The organism is Ureibacillus sp. MALMAid1270 (assembly GCF_049202975.1).
Classification (GTDB): domain Bacteria; phylum Bacillota; class Bacilli; order Bacillales_A; family Planococcaceae; genus Ureibacillus.
Window position 1 is genome coordinate 1 of the sequence record NZ_JBMIRP010000059.1, and the last position, 17318, is coordinate 17318.

Sequence of the window (17318 nt, forward strand, 5' to 3'; positions counted from 1 at the left end):
CTGACGCTCTTTTTATATTTTTAAAAGAGTTTTTTAATCTGGTATACCTCGACAAATACTGATATTAAAGGTTTTTTTAGATTGTAACTTAATTTCTGGATATTTGATTCAAATCAAAAATAGTAGACAAAGTCGAAAAAAATCGACTTTGTCTACAGTCTGAGGCTACAGAATACCTCTGTAGCCTCTTCTTCACTCTATTATTTATTTAATAATAAAGACTCAAGTTCTGCTAATTTTTCCTCAAATACTTTACATGCTTCAGCAATTGGTTGTGGGGATTCCATATCAACACCTGCAGCTTTAAGTACTTCAATTGGGAAATCAGAACATCCAGCTTTTAAGAAGTTGTTAATATAACGATCTACAGCTGGCTGACCTTCTTCTAAAATTTGTTTACTTAAAGTAGTAGCAGCACTTTGTCCTGTAGCGTATTGATATACATAGTAATTGTAGTAGAAGTGTGGAATACGTGCCCACTCTAAACCAATCTCTTCATCCACAGTCATTGCGTCGCCAAAATATTGTTTGTTTAAATCATAGTAAATTTTTGTTAATCCTTCAGCTGTTATTGCTTCGCCGCGCGCATCCATTTCATGAATAATGTGTTCGAATTCAGCAAACATTGTTTGACGGAATACAGTACTGCGGAATCCATCTAGCCATTGATTTAATAAATAAATCTTCATTTGAGGATCTTCAGTATTTTTTAATAGGTAATCAAATAATAATTCTTCGTTACATGTTGAAGCTACTTCCGCAACAAAGATTGAGTAGCTTGCATATGGATACGGTTGATTTTGTCTTGTATAGTAGCTATGCATACTATGACCAAATTCATGAGCTAACGTATATAAATTATTTAAATTATCTTGCCAGTTCATTAATACATATGGGTTTGTTCCATATGTACCAGAAGAATATGCTCCGCTACGTTTTCCTTTGTTTTCAAGTACGTCTACCCAGCGACTTTCAAGACCTTTTTTTACAAGAGTTTGATATTCCTCGCCAAGTGGAGCAAAACTTTTCACCATTGTCTCTTTTGCTTCTTCGTAAGGAATTTCTACATTCATCTCTTTTACTAACGGTACAAATAAGTCATACATATGAAGTTCATCTACACCTAATACTTCTTTACGAAGTGCAACGTAACGGTGTAGGACAGGTAAATATTCATGAATTGTTGAAATTAATTGATCGTAAACTTTTTCTGGAATGTTATTGTTACTCATTGCAGCATGTCTTGCAGAATTATATTTACGGATTTTTGCACTTACATTATGAGATTTCACATTACCTGAAAGTGTTGAAGCAAATGTATTTTTAAATTTGCCATATGTGTCGTAAACCGCTTTAAACGCTTCACGGCGCACATCACGATTATAACTTTCTAGGAATGAAATATAGTTACCATGTGTAAGCTCTACCTCTTCCCCTTTATCATTTTTAATAACAGGGAATTGTAAATCTGCATTATTTAAAGCACTGAATGTTCCACCAGATGCCCCTTTTACTTCAGAAAATTGAGCTAATATTTCTTCTTTGTCTGCAGATAATACATGCGGACGCTGTAAGTTTAACTCTTTCAACATTTGTGCATATAATTGTAATGGCTCGTATTCATTTAAATAAGATTCAATAGTTGCCTCATCTACAGATAGGATTTCTGGCGTTGTGAATGACCATGCTGCACTTAGTTTTGCACCTAATGATTTTACACGCCCATCCATTGCTTGATACTTACTATTCGCTGTATCTTGGTCGTGTTTTAAATGACTATATACATATAATTTCCCAAATCTTTCTGACACTTGATCGCTAAATTGTAATGTCTCATATAGGCTTTTTGCACTTTCAGCAACTTTGCCTTTATATTTATCAGCTTCAGGTAATAGTGATTCTATTTCTTTAAATTCTTTTTCCCATTCTTCATCTGTTTTAAAAATTGTCGTAAGATCCCATGTTAACTCTACTGGCACTTCTTCGCGTGACAATAATTTTTTCGCCATAAAATAGCCTCCAAACCAAATTAAAGTAAAATTCACTATTATTTTCTCAATTTCCAGAATATTATGCAAGAAATTGTGTATATAACGTCCAAAGTATTTTATCAGTATCTACTGAACTATGAGCATGTTCGATTTTTAATTGATTTAATAGATTGCAATAATTCAATACAATTGAAATTGATTCATCTGAAATGTTAAGTTTTGCCCATTTTAAAAAATATTGAATAGCTTGTCTATTTAACTTACCAATATGAATCCGGTGTAAATGTGTAAAATAAAACAGGGCAGCTTGCCATTCAACTGAACATACTTTAAAAAATTCATTGTCTTTCAATGGTACACCAATGTATATAGGTATTTCAGATAAGGATAATCGTAACTCATAAACACTTCTTAGAAATAAATCGTTAACACCTTTTTTACTAATGTGAATGCGATATGTTAAGTACCTTTCTTTCAGATTAAAATATACATTCGCATAATGTTTAAATTCATCCCATGTTAAATTTTTTGGTACATAAAATGGAAATGCTTGTTGTTCTAATGGTATGTGCTGAATTTTAGATAAATATTGATTGTCCTTAATATGCAGTAAATTCGTCATATAAGTAAATTGTCGTTTATCGGGATTGTAAGTAAATAAGTATTTTTGATTAATAGTGGATAAAATAAATTTCTGAAGGTTCTCATTTAAGGAAATTGTCGTGATCCCAGTTGATAGATTTTTCGTTTTCGGAGTACTGGGAATCCAAATAGGGGTAATATTGTTTGTAAGATAACCATTCGTTCTTTTTAAGTACAGATCATTGGGTATTGGACTACATTGGAATTCAATCGCATTGCATTTATCAATATCGTTTTTTACTAATAAATCTGGTCTTTGATTTAATTCAGAGAGAAAACTTTCTAATTCTACTTCATAGCCTAATCGTTGAAATAAATGAAATAAATGCGCTTTTCCTAATAAGTGTTGCGCAGACTCACCCTCAGCAAACAGACTATCACAATGATGATTGGGTAAATGGGCAAAATGGGGAATTTTTATTGTACCAATTTTTAATTGGACATCACTTTTACACTGAGGACAGAAAAAACTCACATCTTTTCGAAGTTGTTTTAAGGTGGTTTTAGGAATATCTGGTTGCAATACAAATCTCTCATTTTGTTCTGATAATGCTACTAACATAACTACCCTCCTTTCCAACCATTTTACAAATACAGAAATATATTTACAACCAATACTTCCAAAATCATCGAAAGTAATAATTTCAGGGATTTTTTATGCATAAAAAAAGCCAAAATCATAAACGATTTTGGCAAATAAACTAATCGAAATATTCAATGACCTGTTCGAAACAATTATCTTGCATAATGACTTCACCATACTCTTCAAGACGGTAAATAGTCATTTTTGAACTATTCAAAAACTCATTAATGATGGATTTAATGTTTTGACGTTTCGTATGATCCTCAATTAATGTGCAATCAACAGCAATATAATAATTGTTTTCAAATTTATATAAAGAAGAAGGTATACCAAATGTAACAGCACGTTTTGCTAAAGGAATAATTTCGTCAATATCTTTGAATTTATATGTGAATACATTATTGCTCTGTTGTTGTCCGTGTACAGACTCTTCGTCCATAGAATCAAATAAGGAGTTCTTATTTTTATGCTCTGAAGATTCTCGCTGTTCATCAAAAGAAAGCAATTGTGGATCATCAGAAGTAATATTCGCACGTGTTACAATTACTTCTAAACCTTGTTCAGAGGCATTGACATGAATCCATATTGGGCCATCAAGATCAAAGTACTCATCAGTATTGATTTCGCCGATCATATCCCAAAAAAGTTCCTCACCTTTAGTTCTGTTATACCAAATCTCTTCTCGACTATATCCACGATCCTCAATATCCCGATAAGAAATATATAGTTTTAATGTATTTTCGTTTACGCGTTCGATGTCCATTAAACTTCAACTCCCTTCTTGTCTTCGTTGAAAAACACGGAAAGCGTTATTAGTATGTTTGAATTGTTAACTTTTATTTGTTAACCATTCAAGCATTTTTGCAAATCGTACTAATCAGAAAAAACTGTATCCTTTTAGCAACGATTCTATAACTCTATTGTATGATGTTTGGACATAAAATGAAAAGGAAAAACATCTACAATCGAAAATTATTTGAATATTGAAATTGTAGATGACTCTCCTTATGAAATCAAGTGATATTTACTTAAAAGTATATAGAAAAATAAACAAAATTTCGACATTTTTTCTATATAAAAAATCGATAAAACCCGACGTCTGATTTTATCGATTATTTTTATACTAAAAGTTAATTTACCATTTTTTGTGCTTCGAGTAATTGGAATGCTCGAACTTTTCGTGGTAAGAATCGACGAATTTCATCTTCATTATAACCAACTTGTAAACGCTTCTCATCAATTATGATTGGTCTACGTAGTAAACCAGGATATTCTTGAATTAACTCGTATAATTGTTGAAGTGGTAAACTCTCTACATCAACGTTTAATTTTTGGAAAATTTTTGAACGCGTAGAAATAATCTCATCTGTACCATCTTCAGTCATTCGTAAAATTTCTTTAATTTCACTAATTGTTAGTGGTTCTGAGAATATGTTGCGTTCTTTATATGGAATTTCATGCTCTTCTAGCCATGCTTTTGCTTTTCTACAAGATGTACAACTTGGTGATGTAAATAATGTTACGATCATGGATTACACTTCCCTTCAAATGAGTTCATCTATTACAAACTTTTATTACTTTAGAATTAATTTAATTTAAAAGAATGTAATTATTATACAACAATAAAAGACATTTGGATATAGAAACTTGGAAAAACAACTTAACTTATTCTAAATTTTTTTCAAAATTTCTCTCGTTTAGTCATTATTTTTTTACCGAACTTGTAAAAACCCTTATATATTTATACCCTTCTTTACTAATGATAAAACACCATTTTTTTTAAATTCCCTATTCTCAATTAGCTTTGCATAATCGAGAAGTGTCTCAACATTCTGTAAACTTCTACCTGTACCTACTTAAAAGATTATCCATTCCCTCCTTTTTTCATTCTAAAATGAGTAATAAATTAAATTTGCAAACGTATTTTATTTTTTATATAATCTTTAAAAATAATGGAAATCGAAAAAACGTTGACAAAGAGTAGTACATCTGAGTGCCGTGCGAAGAGAGTCTGTGGTTGGTGCAAACAGAAGACGGTTCAGATGGAATGGACTTTGGAGTAGCTTTATGAACGAACGATAGTAGTAAAGCTCGTGTACTTCACGTTACGAAGTGGAAAGTGGTCGAGTAATCGACAAGTTGGGTGGTACCGCGGATTTAAAACATCATTCGTCCCATTACGTTAAAAAAACGTATGGACGCATGATGTTTTTTTTATTTTATTTAAACAAATAGGAGGTTAATTAAGATGAAGAACATTTTCTCAGGTGTTCAACCAACTGGAGTAATTACTCTAGGTAATTATATCGGAGCATTTATGCAATTCCCTGCACTACAAGACGAAGGTAATACGGTTTACTGTATCGTTGATCAACATGCAATCACAGTACCTCAAGAACCAGATGAACTGAGCAAAAATATTCGTACACTTGCTGCAACTTATTTAGCAACTGGGATTGATCCGAAAAAATCGACTTTATTCATTCAATCGGAAGTACCTGCACACGCTCAAGCAGGATGGATTTTACAATGCGTTTCTTCTATTGGGGAACTAGAACGCATGACTCAATTTAAAGATAAATCTCAAGGTAAAGAATCTGTTTCAGCAGGTTTACTAACTTACCCACCTTTAATGGCTGCAGATATCTTACTTTACAACTCACATATTGTTCCAGTTGGAGATGACCAAAAACAGCATATTGAGCTTACAAGAGATTTAGCAGAACGATTTAACAAACGTTATGGTGAAGTATTCGTTATTCCAGATATTCAACTTCCTAAAGCTGGTGCACGTATTAAATCGTTACAAGAACCAACGAAAAAAATGAGTAAATCCGATCCAAATACAAAAGCAACAATTCGTTTCTTAGACACACCGAAGGAAATTGAAAAGAAAATTAAATCTGCAGTAACAGACTCAGATGGTGTAGTCGCATTTGATGAAGTAAACAAACCAGGTGTCTCAAACTTATTAACAATTGAATCAGCTGTAACTGGTCAGTCAATTGATACACTTGTTAAGAAATACGAAGGGCTTGGCTATGGTGCTTTCAAACAAGGCGTAGCAACAAGCTTAATCGAACATTTAGCACCTATTCAAGCACGTTTCAATGAGTTAATTGATTCACCAGAGCTTGACCAAATTTTAGATGAAGGTGCCGAAAAAGCAAACGAAATTGCTCAAGCTACTCTTAAGAGAATGGAGAACGCGATGGGCTTAGGCCGTACACGCAGATAAATAAAATTATGAATGAAACAATTGCTATATAAAACTCATTCGTACTTAAAATAAATGCCCATACTGCACTCCAAGAATATCCGAGTGTACGATAATTTAAGTAAAGTATAATGTTACCAATTGAAATGACACACATCCCATAACAAAACAAGAAAATCATAAATCGTAATAGAATAATACCATCCTTTACAATGTCATTTTCATTGTGACAAACAAAAACTTGTATTTATTTATGATTGTCACTATCTTCATTCATTGATTTACATTTTAAAAAGTAAATTAAATGTACAATTATTAAATCATATAAAAAAGCCCTTAACGATATGCTAAGGGCTTTTACTTATATCTATTTTTAGTCTACTTTTTTCAATAAGATACTTGCGTTATGTCCACCAAATCCAAGAGAATTACTCATTGCATACTCAATACTTGCTTCACGAGCTTCACCTGCAACATAATCTAAATCACAATCTGGATCTGGATTTGTTAGGTTAATAGTTGGAGGTAAGATACCTTCTTTTAAAGCTAGTGCAGTAAAGATTGCTTCTACACCACCAGCAGCACCTAATAAGTGACCTGTCATAGATTTTGTAGAACTCATCGCTAGGTTGTATGCATGTTCTCCAAATACAGATTTTACAGCCATTGTTTCATACAAGTCATTATACTGAGTACTTGTACCATGGGCATTAATATAACCAACTAGAGTTGGATCAATTCCACCATCTTCAAGTGCTAACTTAATTGCACGGGCAGCACCTTCACCATTTGGAGCTGGAGCAGTGATGTGGTATGCATCACCTGTTGCACCATAACCAATTATTTCAGCGTAAATTTTTGCACCACGTGCTTTTGCAGCTTCATATTCTTCTAATACAATAATACCTGCTCCTTCGCCCATAACGAATCCATCACGGTTTGCATCAAATGGACGAGAAGCTGTTGCTGGGTCTGTATTTAAAGATAAAGCTGTACTTGCACAGAATCCTGCTACCGCCATGTTTACGATTGGAGCTTCTGTTCCTCCAGTGATCATCGCATCAGCATCACCGCGTTGAATTACTTTAAATGCATCACCGATTGAGTTTGTACCTGAAGCACAAGCTGTTACTGAACAAGAATTAATCCCTTTAGCTCCTAAATGAATAGATACTTGACCAGATGCCATATCTGGAATCATCATTGGCACAAAGAATGGACTTACACGACGTGCACCACGCTCTTTAAATGTCTCAAATTGGTTTTCGTATGTTTCCATTCCACCAATTCCTGAACCAATCCATACACCAATACGATTTGCATTACTTTCATTTATTTCTAAATTTGCATCTTTTACAGCCATAATGGAAGCAGCAAGTGCGTAATGAGTAAAACGGTCCATTCTTCTTGCTTCTTTTCGATCGATAAATTGTTCAATGTCAAAATCTTTTACTTCCGCAGCAACTTTTGCTGTGAATTTTTCTGCGTCAACACGTGTTAATGGCCCTACCCCCGATTTTCCAGCTTTAATATTTGACCACGTTTTTTCAGCTGAATTACCCAGAGGAGTAACGGCACCAATTCCCGTAATAACTACTCTTCTTTTCATAATCAAGTTCCCCCTAATTATTCAAATGCGCTCTTTGCGTATTTGCGAACGATCTTTGAAAGCTTTCGTCGCGGCAAAAATGATTTACTATTTTTATTACCATTAATATAAAATTACTATATTTGAATCTATGAAATCAATTTATTTACCCCATTTAATAACAGCAGCACCCCATGTTAAGCCACCACCGAAACCAACTAATACAACGATATCATCATCTTTAATTTTTCCATCTTCTAATTCATCTGTTAAAGCAATCCCAATAGAAGCTGATGAGGTATTTCCGTATTTATGAATCTGTTTGGATAGTTTTTCCTCAGGTAAATCTAAACGTTCACGAGAAGCTTCCATAATACGTATATTCGCTTGGTGTGGGACTAAGAAGTCAACATCTTCTTTTGTTAAACCAGCTTTTTCAATTACAGAAACTGCAGATTCACCCATTTGACGTACAGCAAATTTAAATACTTCACGACCATTCATGGCGATATGTTGTTGTTCATCTAAGAATAAATGTTTTCCACCTGTACCGTCTGCTCCTAATTCAAAGGATAAAATTCCACGACCTTCTGAAACTTTACCAATTACAGCAGCAGTTGCTCCATCTCCAAATAACACCGCTGTATTGCGATCTTGCCAATCTGTTACCTTTGAAAGTTTTTCTGCTCCTACAATTAATACATAATCATAAGTTCCACTTTCTACGAATTGTTTTGCTGTTGCAAGTGCATAAATAAATCCTGAGCAAGCAGCAGAAACATCCATAGCAGCCGCATTTGTTGCATCTAATCTTTCTTGAATTTGACAAGAGACTGTTGGAAATGCTTGATCTGGCGTAACAGTTGCAACTAAGATTAATCCGATTTGACTTGGAGAAATTTGTGCGTTCTCAAGCGCTTTTAATGCAGCTTTATATGCTAAATCAGATGTTTCTTCTCCTTCAGCAATTCTTCTTTCTTGAATTCCAGTTCTCGTACGAATCCATTCATCATTTGTATCTAAGATTTTTTCTAAGTCGATATTTGTAACTACTTTTTCAGGAACATATTTACCTAATCCAATTATACCTGCGTTCATTGAGATTCCCCCTTATTAAGCCCAACAATTATGACTTACATTTAGTACTTGGTCTTAATTATAGCTCACATTTACTCAACCGACAACTGTAATATTTGACATTATTAGAAAACGTGTTGTTATTTAATTATCACGTGTGGTATGATATTTTATGGTAAAATACAAATAATATATTTAAACTGTTTGTTAGAGGTGAAATTCATGCAATATATTTTTACATTTTTCTGGTCTTTCGTACTAGTTACAATGTTAAACTATGTAGTTAGTTCAGTATTAGGTGCAAATTTTGATTTCGTTACTGGAGCTATTATCTCACTTGTATTTGCAGTATTAGTATTAATCATTACTGCGATTATTCCAAATGAGCCTACGCCAGACGCAGAACATCATTAATTTGTAATTCATTCTTTTAAAGTTTTATAAATTACATAAAAAATGCCCTTCACATTAGTGATGGGCATTTTTTAAATTGATAAATTATTTTGATATTCGAATTTGTTAGTGATCAGATTGTTTTTCTTATATGGGACAAAATTAGATGAAATCTCCTAAATCCTCTCATAAACTTGACTTACTCATTTTCTTCTTGATTTCTAACCATCAACTCATCATTTTCAATTGTTACTTTGATCGTGTTACCAGGTAATACTTCTCCTTTTAGAAGCTCCTTTGCGACAACCGTTTCAACATTTCGTTGGATAAATCGTTTTAATGGTCTTGCTCCAAATTGAGGATCTACACCATGTTCCACAACCCAATTTACTACAGATTCATCGATATTTAAGGTAATTTCCTGTTCAGCAACACGTGTTTGTAATTGCTTAATATATTTCCATGCAATGGCTGTGAAATGATCTGAACTTAATGAATGGAACATAATTATGTCATCTACACGGTTTAATAACTCAGGTTTAAAATGTAAACGAAGTTCAGACATTACTAATTCTTCTACCTTTTCATCAGTCGGATCTTGTTCTAATAAATAGTGTGATCCAATATTAGACGTCATAATGATTACCGTATTTGTAAAGTTTACTAGTCTACCCTGACTATCTGTAATACGTCCATCATCTAAAATTTGCAAAAGAATATTCGCAACGTCTGGATGTGCCTTTTCAATTTCATCCAGCAAAATTACCGAATATGGATTTCTTCTAACAGCTTCAGTTAGTTGACCACCTTCTTCATATCCTACATAGCCTGGAGGTGCTCCTACTAGCCGGGATACACTATGTTTCTCCATATATTCGCTCATATCGATACGAATGAAATGTTCTTCTGAGTCAAACAGCTGTGCTGCTAATGCTTTCGCAAGCTCTGTTTTTCCGACACCTGTTGGCCCTAAGAAGATGAAAGAACCGATTGGCCGATGTGGATCTTGAATTCCTGCTCGGGCTCGCCATACAGCCTCTGTAACCAGTTTAACAGCAGTATCTTGACCTACAACTCGTTCATGAAGAGTATCCTTTAGTTTTAGTAACTTTTCTCTTTCTCCTTCTACAAGCTTCGTTACAGGGATTCCTGTCCATCTTGAAACAATTGAAGCAATCTCATCTGCTGTTACTTCTTCACGTAGAATTCTAGAATCAGAGCCTAATTTTAACTCTTCTTCTAATTTTACTAACTCTTTTTCAATTGCTGGAATCTTTCCATGACGGAGTTCAGCAGCTTTATTTAAATCATATTTACTTTCAGCATCTTCTAATTCTCTTCTATAACGGTTTAGTTGTTCTCGTTTATGTTGAATGGTTTGTAGGCCTTGCTTTTCTGCTTCCCATCGTCGCTTCATTTCTTCTTGTTTCGCTTTTAATGATTGCAATTCATCTTTTAATGTTGCCAGACGTTTTTTACTAGATTCATCTTTTTCTTTCGTTAACGCCTGTTCTTCAATTTCTAATTGCATAACACGTCTTGTCACTGCGTCTAATTCTTGAGGCATAGAATCAATTTCAGTTCGAATCATTGCACAAGCTTCATCTATTAAATCAATCGCCTTATCAGGTAAAAAACGATCCGTAATATAACGGTTTGAAAGTTCACTAGCAGCTATAATCGCTCTGTCATGGATTCGAACACCATGATGTAGCTCGAATCGTTCCTTTAAACCACGAAGAATTGATACCGTATCTTCTATAGATGGTTCACGTACTAATACTTGTTGGAATCGACGTTCTAAAGCTGGATCTTTTTCAATATACATTCGATATTCATCCAATGTTGTAGCTCCTATACAGTGCAATTCACCTCTAGCTAACATTGGTTTTAGCATATTTCCTGCGTCCATAGCGCCATCTGTTTTTCCCGCACCAACAATCGTATGAATTTCATCGATAAATAGAATAATCCGTCCTTCTGATTCCTTTACTTCTTTTAAAACACCTTTTAATCGTTCTTCAAATTGTCCACGGTAACTAGCCCCAGCAATTAATGCACTCATATCTAATTCATAAAGAGCACAATCCTTTAGCCCTTCTGGTACATCTTTTTTTACAATTCGTTGGGCTAATCCTTCTACAATTGCTGTTTTCCCAACACCAGGTTCGCCAATTAAAACTGGATTATTTTTTGTTTTTCGAGAAAGAATTCTAATTAGATTTCGAATTTCTTCATCTCGCCCAATGACAGGATCCATTTTCCCATTTTTTACTTCTTCAATTAAATTACGTCCGAACTGTTCTAAAGGCTTGCGATTATCCTGTTGTTGAAATTGCATGATTTGTCACCTCAACTGTATAATTTATCTTCACAATAAGTTTGACCTTTCTTGACCATTTTTATTATAAAATTATTTGTGAAGATTTGCAAAAAATACTCCTAAAAATTTCACATTTGAAAATACTGGTTTATGTTATTATTTAAATGTAGTATTTAACATATATATTTTACAAAAAACTACTTGTACTTTTATTTTTTCAATGTATTATTAAGGCCTATACATTAATTGTGTAAGGAAGTGATACTGTTGGTGATTTTAGACAATACATCAATGGATTTCCCCAGTTTGTTTGAAAAACACGGACAATTATTAAAGTTTGATAAAGGCTCACAAATTTTTCAAGAAGGCGAACTTGCCAATGATATATATTTAGTAAATCACGGTAAAGTCCAAATAAGTAAAGAGACTGAAAATGGTAAAGAGTTAACTTTCCGTTTATGTGGCAAAGGCTGTATTTTAGGCGAAACAACATTGTTTACAAGAGATAATCTTCATACAACATCAGCCATTGCCTTGTTTCCATCTGAAGTATTTTTATTAAGTAAAGCTACTTTGGAAATGTTATTAACGGAACAACCTGCACTTCTTATTGAATATTTAAAATGGATTCAAAATGAAAACATTAAAAATCGAACTTTAATTCGCGATTTAGTAATGAACGGGAAAAAAGGTGCACTATTTTCAACATTAATTCGTTTAGCTAATACTTATGGTGAAACAATAGCTGATAATGTTATTTATATAAAGTTCAACTTAACAAATACTGACATTGCAAATCTTTGTTCAACGAGTCGTGAAATGATAAATCGTATGTTAAATGACTTACGAAAACAGAAAATCATCTCAATGGATAAAGGGTTTATAACAATACACGATTTACAATATTTAAAAGATGAAATTTGCTGTGAAAATTGTCCTTTGTCAATTTGTAGAATTGACTAAAAAACCGTCTCAAAATTTTGAGACGGTTTTTTGTTAACACATGAATATAAAGTTATTAACGAATACCTAAAGCCATTTTAGCGTATCTTGACATCATATCTTTATTCCACACTGGTTGCCAAACGATATTAACATCAACTTTTTTGATCTCTGGAAGTTCGCTTAATGCAGTATTTACTTGATCTACAATGACAGGCCCTAATGGACAGCCCATTGAAGTTAGTGTCATCGTCACCGTACAAGTACCCTCTTCATCTAAATCTACTTTATATACTAAACCTAAGTTTACAATATCGATTCCTAACTCAGGGTCAATTACGTTTTCTAGAGCTCCTAGAATACTTTCTTGCATTTCTTCACTTATTGCCATTTTTAAGTCCCCTTTCATACAAACATTTCCTTGTATACAATATTATGATACATTAACTGAGAATCATTTTCAAAAGATAGGATTTTTTCGTTTCTGCATTGATTATAAATTTCCAGATTATTCAATAAATTATCCTAACGAATGATGTTAATTCTGTTACTAGTAATATTATATTCAATTCTAACATATTCTATCTATCCAAATAAGAAATCACACTTATAAAGTTCAATACTTTGACTAAATATTCCATAAAGAGATAAAATTTAACTTCAGGCAGTAATCATTTCCTTAATAAGAAACAGCAATGTGGTTCCTAAGTGTTTCACTGTTCAAATAGATTAATTAATTGAATAGAAAGGAGTTTTCTTAAATGGAAAAACATTTAATTGTTCTAGATTTAGACGGTACTTTATTAACAGACCAAAAAAAAATTTCTGAGAAAACGAAACAAACTCTATTAAAAGCAAAAGAAGCTGGACACCAAATAATGATTGCAACTGGTAGACCGTTTCGTGCAAGTTCAGTTTATTATAATGAGTTAATGTTAACAACTCCGATTGTCAATTTTAACGGTGCCCTTGTACATCATCCCAAAAACATCTCATGGCAAATGAAACATTTTCCTATGGATATTAGTGTTGTACATGATGTTGTTGACTCAGTTGATAAATATCAATATAAAAATTTAATAGCTGAAGTTATGGATGATGTATATATCCATGAAGAAGATAAGGCGTTTATGGATATTTTTAATATGGGAGACCCTAGTGTGTTAATTGGGAATTTAAAAGGAAATTTAAATGAAGATCCTACAAGCTTATTAATTCACGCCACTGAAGAAAACGTATCTAGTATTAGAGAGCATTTAGAGGATGTGCATGCAGAACTGATTGACCACAGACGTTGGGGTGCACCGTTCCATATTATTGAAATCGTCCGTAAAGGCTTAAATAAAGCGGTAGGGATTTCTCATGTGGCAAAAGATCTCGGAATTCCGAGAGAAAGAATAATTGCATTTGGCGATGAAGATAACGATCTAGAAATGATTGATTATGCTGGTATCGGAGTGGCTATGTCAAACGGAATTGAACAACTTAAAAATATCGCAAATGAAATTACACTAAGCAATAATGAAGATGGAATCGCAAAATTTTTAATAGATAGATTAAAATTGAAATAATCTTCATTTTGGTAAATAATAGATTTACTATTGGAAAAATCATCATAGAAAATTATTATAGATTGAAAATGATTCGAAATAGTAAGGGAGATAAATAATGAGAATATTTGCTGATAGTGCATGCGATTTACCAAAACAATTTTTTGAAGAAAACAAGGTTGAGTTATTGACATTGCGTGTTCAAGTAAATGGTAAAGACTATAACGACATCATCGATATAAAACCAAAAGATGTATACGATGCTATGCGAGATGGTGCGATTCCAAAAACATCACAAGTGTCACCTGAAGTCTTTTTAAACACTTTTGAACAATTAGCTAAGGCTAATGAAGAAGGAATTTATATTGCATTTTCATCTAATCTATCAGGTACATACAGTACTGCTGTAATGATCGCTTCACAATTAAAAGAGCAATACCCTAACTTCAAGTTAAACATTATTGATTCAAAATGTGCTTCTTTAGGTTATGGACTTGTAATTAAAGAAGCAGTGAAATTAAGAAACGAAGGCTTATCGATCGATGAAGTTACAACGAAAATTGAATCATATGCAAAACATATGACCCATTTGTTTACAGTTGAAAACCTTGAATATTTAGCAGCAGGTGGGCGTATTTCTAAGTCTAGTGCTTTTATCGGTGGATTATTAAGTATTAAACCAATCTTACATGTAGAAGATGGAAAATTAATACCACTTGAAAAAATTCGCGGTCGTAAGAAAGCAATCTTAAGAATTATTGAGATTATGGCTGAACGTGGTGGAGACTTCTCAAATAAGGTGGTTGGAATTAGTCATAGTGATGATTTACAATTTGCAGAAGATGTAAAATCACTTATCGATGAGAAATTAAAACCAAAGTCCTTCGACATGACCCTAATTGGGGCAGTTATTGGTGCACATGTTGGACCAGGAACAATAGCTATATTCTTTACTGATAAAGACTATAACAACTAAATGTTATAGTAAAGTAGAGGCATCTTTCATTCTGAAAGAAGCCTCTTTTTATTTTTTCGAAACTAGTATTCTAGTAATAAAATAAGAGACTATCTTCAAAGGTTTCCCTTTTAGATAGTCTCTTAAGAATTAATTAGTTTTTAACTGGGTTTTCAGATACTAACTCAATTTCATGTAATTCAGTTGGTTCTGAATAGTCTATGCTATAGTTCTTCACACGTTTGTTAACTGGAACGATCTCATAACGGAATTGCATTGGGATCGTTGTAGCCACTTCTTCGATATGCTCTTGGAATGCTTTGAATTGCTCTGCACGCCATTCAGCATCGAATGCTTGTGGTGAGTCGATACCAACTACATAACCTTCTAACTCTTCAGAAGTGTAACGGCTGAAGTTGTATTGGTCAGCAGAACCGTATAATCCTGCTGGAGATGGGTTAGTACCAGTACCCCATGCACCCATGAAGATATCGATTTCTGGATCGTCAGCTTGAACTTTGTCATAGAATGAGTTGAACTCGATTAAACGACCAGTAGCTAAAGTTACGTTTAAGCCAACATCTTTCCAGTTTTGTAGGTAGTAAGAAATAATATCTTCTTGTGTAGCGTCACCAGACATTGCAGCAAGTTTGATTTCTAATTTTTGACCATTTGGATCTTCACGTAAACCATCACCATCAACATCTTTATATCCAGCTTCGTCTAAGATAGAGATAGCTTTTTCTGGATCGAATGTGTAACCTTTTAAGTCAGCATTGTAGAATGATTCAAATACTGGTGGAATTAAAGAGTTAGCACGTTCACGTAAACCGTTATAGTAGATTTCAGATACCGATTCGATATCTAAAGCATAACCCATAGCTTGACGTAATTTAACGTCACCCATTTTTGAGTTTTCAAAATCAGTAACGTTTAAACCTTTTTCTGTGTCGAATTTACCAACTTTGAATCCTAAGTAAGAGTAATAAAGCTCTGGACGTCCAAGAATTGTAATATTTTGATACTCTTCAATTTCTGGCATTTTTGTTGCGTTGAATGAGAATGCTAAATCATATTCTCCAGATCCAAGTGCAACTGAGATTGAGCTTGATGGTACAACTTGAACGATTACGCCATCAAGTTTTGGTTCACCTTTCCAGTAATGTTCGTTTTTCACGAATTGTACAGATTCACCTGGAACGATTTTATCGAATTTAAATGCACCTAAAGTAACAGGGTTTTTACGAACAGCGTCGTTCTCAACTAATTCAGCAACTGGAATGTCACCAATTTGATGAGATGGAGCTGCATAAGTCCATAGACCATCTCCACCATAGAAGATCGATGGTGAAATTGTTTTTAAGCTAATTTCTAAAGTAGTTTCATCAATTTTCTTTAAACCTGAAATTGTATCAGCTGTACCTGCATTATACTCTTCAGCACCAACGATGTTTTTGAAAGAAGTATCATAACGTACACCTGTGTAATCTTTATGACCAATAATTAAGTATGGAAGCATTACGTCTTCAATAGTTAATGGAGTACCATCAGACCATTTAACGCCTTCACGGATTTTTACAGTAACTTTGCTGTTTTCTTGGTCTACTGTTAATGAAGCAATACCTTCATCAGTAATCATGAAGTTTCCATCAACTTCGAATAAAGAGTTAGAAGCAAAACTCATAATATCAGCATCATAAGCATCTTCGTATAACTCAGCTAAGAAAATACCAGCGAATGGCTCATCCTTAACCATAGCTACTTTAAGCATACCGCCATCAATAGCTTCTCCATCATGTGTTACAGCAAGATCGAATAATGAATCAGAAGATGTATCCGTTTCTTCTGTTTCTGTACCTGTTTCAGTAGTTCCTTCTGATTCAGAAGGGTTTTCACTGTCTTCAGGCTTTTCTGTTGTATTACCGCCACCACTACAAGCAGCTAACGCTAATACTAGAGCGAATAATAACGCTAATAAAGACCAACGTTGTTTCTTCATTGTAATCCTCCTTATGTGTATATTCGTCGGGTCTGTACCTAAATTCCCAACTATATCT

14 protein-coding genes and 1 other annotated feature are annotated in these 17318 nt (G+C 33.5%); of the genes, 5 read left to right on the forward strand and 9 right to left on the reverse strand.

The genetic code is table 11. The annotated features are described in order from the left end of the window. Positions 1-200: 200 nt before the first annotated feature. The 4 genes from pepF to spxA form a co-directional block, all read right to left on the reverse strand. Positions 201-2009 carry an oligoendopeptidase F gene (pepF, locus tag ACOQFO_RS07320; RefSeq protein WP_421689032.1) on the reverse strand — a complete coding sequence of 603 codons (1809 nt, stop codon included), beginning with the start codon at positions 2007-2009 and terminating at the stop codon, positions 201-203. 61 nt (positions 2010-2070) lie between these two features. Beyond that, the gene (locus tag ACOQFO_RS07325; RefSeq protein WP_421689033.1) at positions 2071-3195 is read right to left on the reverse strand and encodes a competence protein CoiA; all 1125 of its coding nucleotides are present in this window, start codon (positions 3193-3195) and stop codon (positions 2071-2073) included. Positions 3196-3334: 139 nt separating this feature from the next. Next, the gene (gene mecA, locus ACOQFO_RS07330; RefSeq protein ID WP_421689034.1) at positions 3335-3979 is read right to left on the reverse strand and encodes an adaptor protein MecA; all 645 of its coding nucleotides are present in this window, start codon (positions 3977-3979) and stop codon (positions 3335-3337) included. 367 nt (positions 3980-4346) lie between these two features. Further along, a complete protein-coding gene (gene spxA, locus ACOQFO_RS07335) occupies positions 4347-4742 on the reverse strand; it encodes a transcriptional regulator SpxA (RefSeq protein WP_421689135.1) in 396 nt (131 codons plus the stop codon). 435 nt (positions 4743-5177) lie between these two features. After that, positions 5178-5396: a binding site (T-box leader), on the forward strand. 68 nt (positions 5397-5464) lie between these two features. On the opposite strand from spxA, the gene trpS reads away from it, so the two are divergent. After that, positions 5465-6454, forward strand: a complete 990-nt coding sequence (gene trpS, locus ACOQFO_RS07340; protein WP_421689035.1) for a tryptophan--tRNA ligase — start codon at positions 5465-5467, stop codon at positions 6452-6454. Positions 6455-6806: 352 nt separating this feature from the next. Here the strand turns inward: trpS and fabF are convergent, their stop codons facing one another. Together fabF and ACOQFO_RS07350 are read right to left on the reverse strand one after the other, a co-directional pair. Then, positions 6807-8045, reverse strand: coding sequence for a beta-ketoacyl-ACP synthase II (gene fabF, locus ACOQFO_RS07345; protein ID WP_421689136.1), 1239 nt, complete (start codon positions 8043-8045; stop codon positions 6807-6809). A 138-nt stretch (positions 8046-8183) separates the two neighbouring features. After that, a complete protein-coding gene (locus tag ACOQFO_RS07350; protein ID WP_421689036.1) occupies positions 8184-9119 on the reverse strand; it encodes a beta-ketoacyl-ACP synthase III in 936 nt (311 codons plus the stop codon). Between the two features lie 201 nt (positions 9120-9320). Here ACOQFO_RS07350 and ACOQFO_RS07355 point away from each other — a divergent pair, with 201 nt between their 5' ends. Beyond that, the gene (locus tag ACOQFO_RS07355) at positions 9321-9512 is read left to right on the forward strand and encodes a YjzD family protein (protein WP_421689037.1); all 192 of its coding nucleotides are present in this window, start codon (positions 9321-9323) and stop codon (positions 9510-9512) included. Positions 9513-9690: 178 nt separating this feature from the next. On the opposite strand, the gene ACOQFO_RS07360 is transcribed toward ACOQFO_RS07355, so the two are convergent. After that, entirely contained in the window at positions 9691-11832 is a 2142-nt protein-coding gene (locus tag ACOQFO_RS07360) for an ATP-dependent Clp protease ATP-binding subunit (RefSeq protein WP_421689038.1), read from the reverse strand. A gap of 252 nt (positions 11833-12084) precedes the next feature. Here ACOQFO_RS07360 and ACOQFO_RS07365 point away from each other — a divergent pair, with 252 nt between their 5' ends. Then, positions 12085-12777 (forward strand): Crp/Fnr family transcriptional regulator, encoded by a 693-nt coding sequence (locus tag ACOQFO_RS07365; RefSeq protein ID WP_421689137.1) that lies wholly within the window; start codon positions 12085-12087, stop codon positions 12775-12777. Between the two features lie 55 nt (positions 12778-12832). Here the strand turns inward: ACOQFO_RS07365 and ACOQFO_RS07370 are convergent, their stop codons facing one another. Beyond that, complete coding sequence (locus ACOQFO_RS07370; RefSeq protein WP_421689039.1) at positions 12833-13147, reverse strand: metal-sulfur cluster assembly factor; 315 nt, start codon at positions 13145-13147, stop codon at positions 12833-12835. Positions 13148-13517: 370 nt separating this feature from the next. Here ACOQFO_RS07370 and ACOQFO_RS07375 point away from each other — a divergent pair, with 370 nt between their 5' ends. Then, positions 13518-14327, forward strand: a complete 810-nt coding sequence (locus ACOQFO_RS07375; protein WP_421689040.1) for a Cof-type HAD-IIB family hydrolase — start codon at positions 13518-13520, stop codon at positions 14325-14327. A 97-nt stretch (positions 14328-14424) separates the two neighbouring features. Continuing rightward, complete coding sequence (locus ACOQFO_RS07380; RefSeq protein WP_421689041.1) at positions 14425-15282, forward strand: DegV family protein; 858 nt, start codon at positions 14425-14427, stop codon at positions 15280-15282. A 133-nt stretch (positions 15283-15415) separates the two neighbouring features. Here ACOQFO_RS07380 and ACOQFO_RS07385 read toward each other — a convergent pair whose 3' ends face one another. Further along, positions 15416-17260 (reverse strand): oligopeptide ABC transporter substrate-binding protein, encoded by a 1845-nt coding sequence (locus tag ACOQFO_RS07385; protein ID WP_421689042.1) that lies wholly within the window; start codon positions 17258-17260, stop codon positions 15416-15418. Positions 17261-17318 lie beyond the last annotated feature (58 nt).

Coding starts and splice junctions, on each gene's coding strand:
- ACOQFO_RS07385 (WP_421689042.1), bottom strand. CDS start 17,260: ATGAAGAAACAACGTTGGTCTTTATTAGCGTTATTATTCGCTCTAGTA.
- ACOQFO_RS07360 (WP_421689038.1), bottom strand. CDS start 11,832: ATGCAATTTCAACAACAGGATAATCGCAAGCCTTTAGAACAGTTCGGA.
- pepF (WP_421689032.1), bottom strand. CDS start 2,009: ATGGCGAAAAAATTATTGTCACGCGAAGAAGTGCCAGTAGAGTTAACA.
- trpS (WP_421689035.1), top strand. CDS start 5,465: ATGAAGAACATTTTCTCAGGTGTTCAACCAACTGGAGTAATTACTCTA.
- ACOQFO_RS07380 (WP_421689041.1), top strand. CDS start 14,425: ATGAGAATATTTGCTGATAGTGCATGCGATTTACCAAAACAATTTTTT.
- ACOQFO_RS07350 (WP_421689036.1), bottom strand. CDS start 9,119: ATGAACGCAGGTATAATTGGATTAGGTAAATATGTTCCTGAAAAAGTA.
- mecA (WP_421689034.1), bottom strand. CDS start 3,979: ATGGACATCGAACGCGTAAACGAAAATACATTAAAACTATATATTTCT.
- ACOQFO_RS07375 (WP_421689040.1), top strand. CDS start 13,518: ATGGAAAAACATTTAATTGTTCTAGATTTAGACGGTACTTTATTAACA.
- ACOQFO_RS07355 (WP_421689037.1), top strand. CDS start 9,321: ATGCAATATATTTTTACATTTTTCTGGTCTTTCGTACTAGTTACAATG.
- ACOQFO_RS07370 (WP_421689039.1), bottom strand. CDS start 13,147: ATGGCAATAAGTGAAGAAATGCAAGAAAGTATTCTAGGAGCTCTAGAA.
- ACOQFO_RS07325 (WP_421689033.1), bottom strand. CDS start 3,195: ATGTTAGTAGCATTATCAGAACAAAATGAGAGATTTGTATTGCAACCA.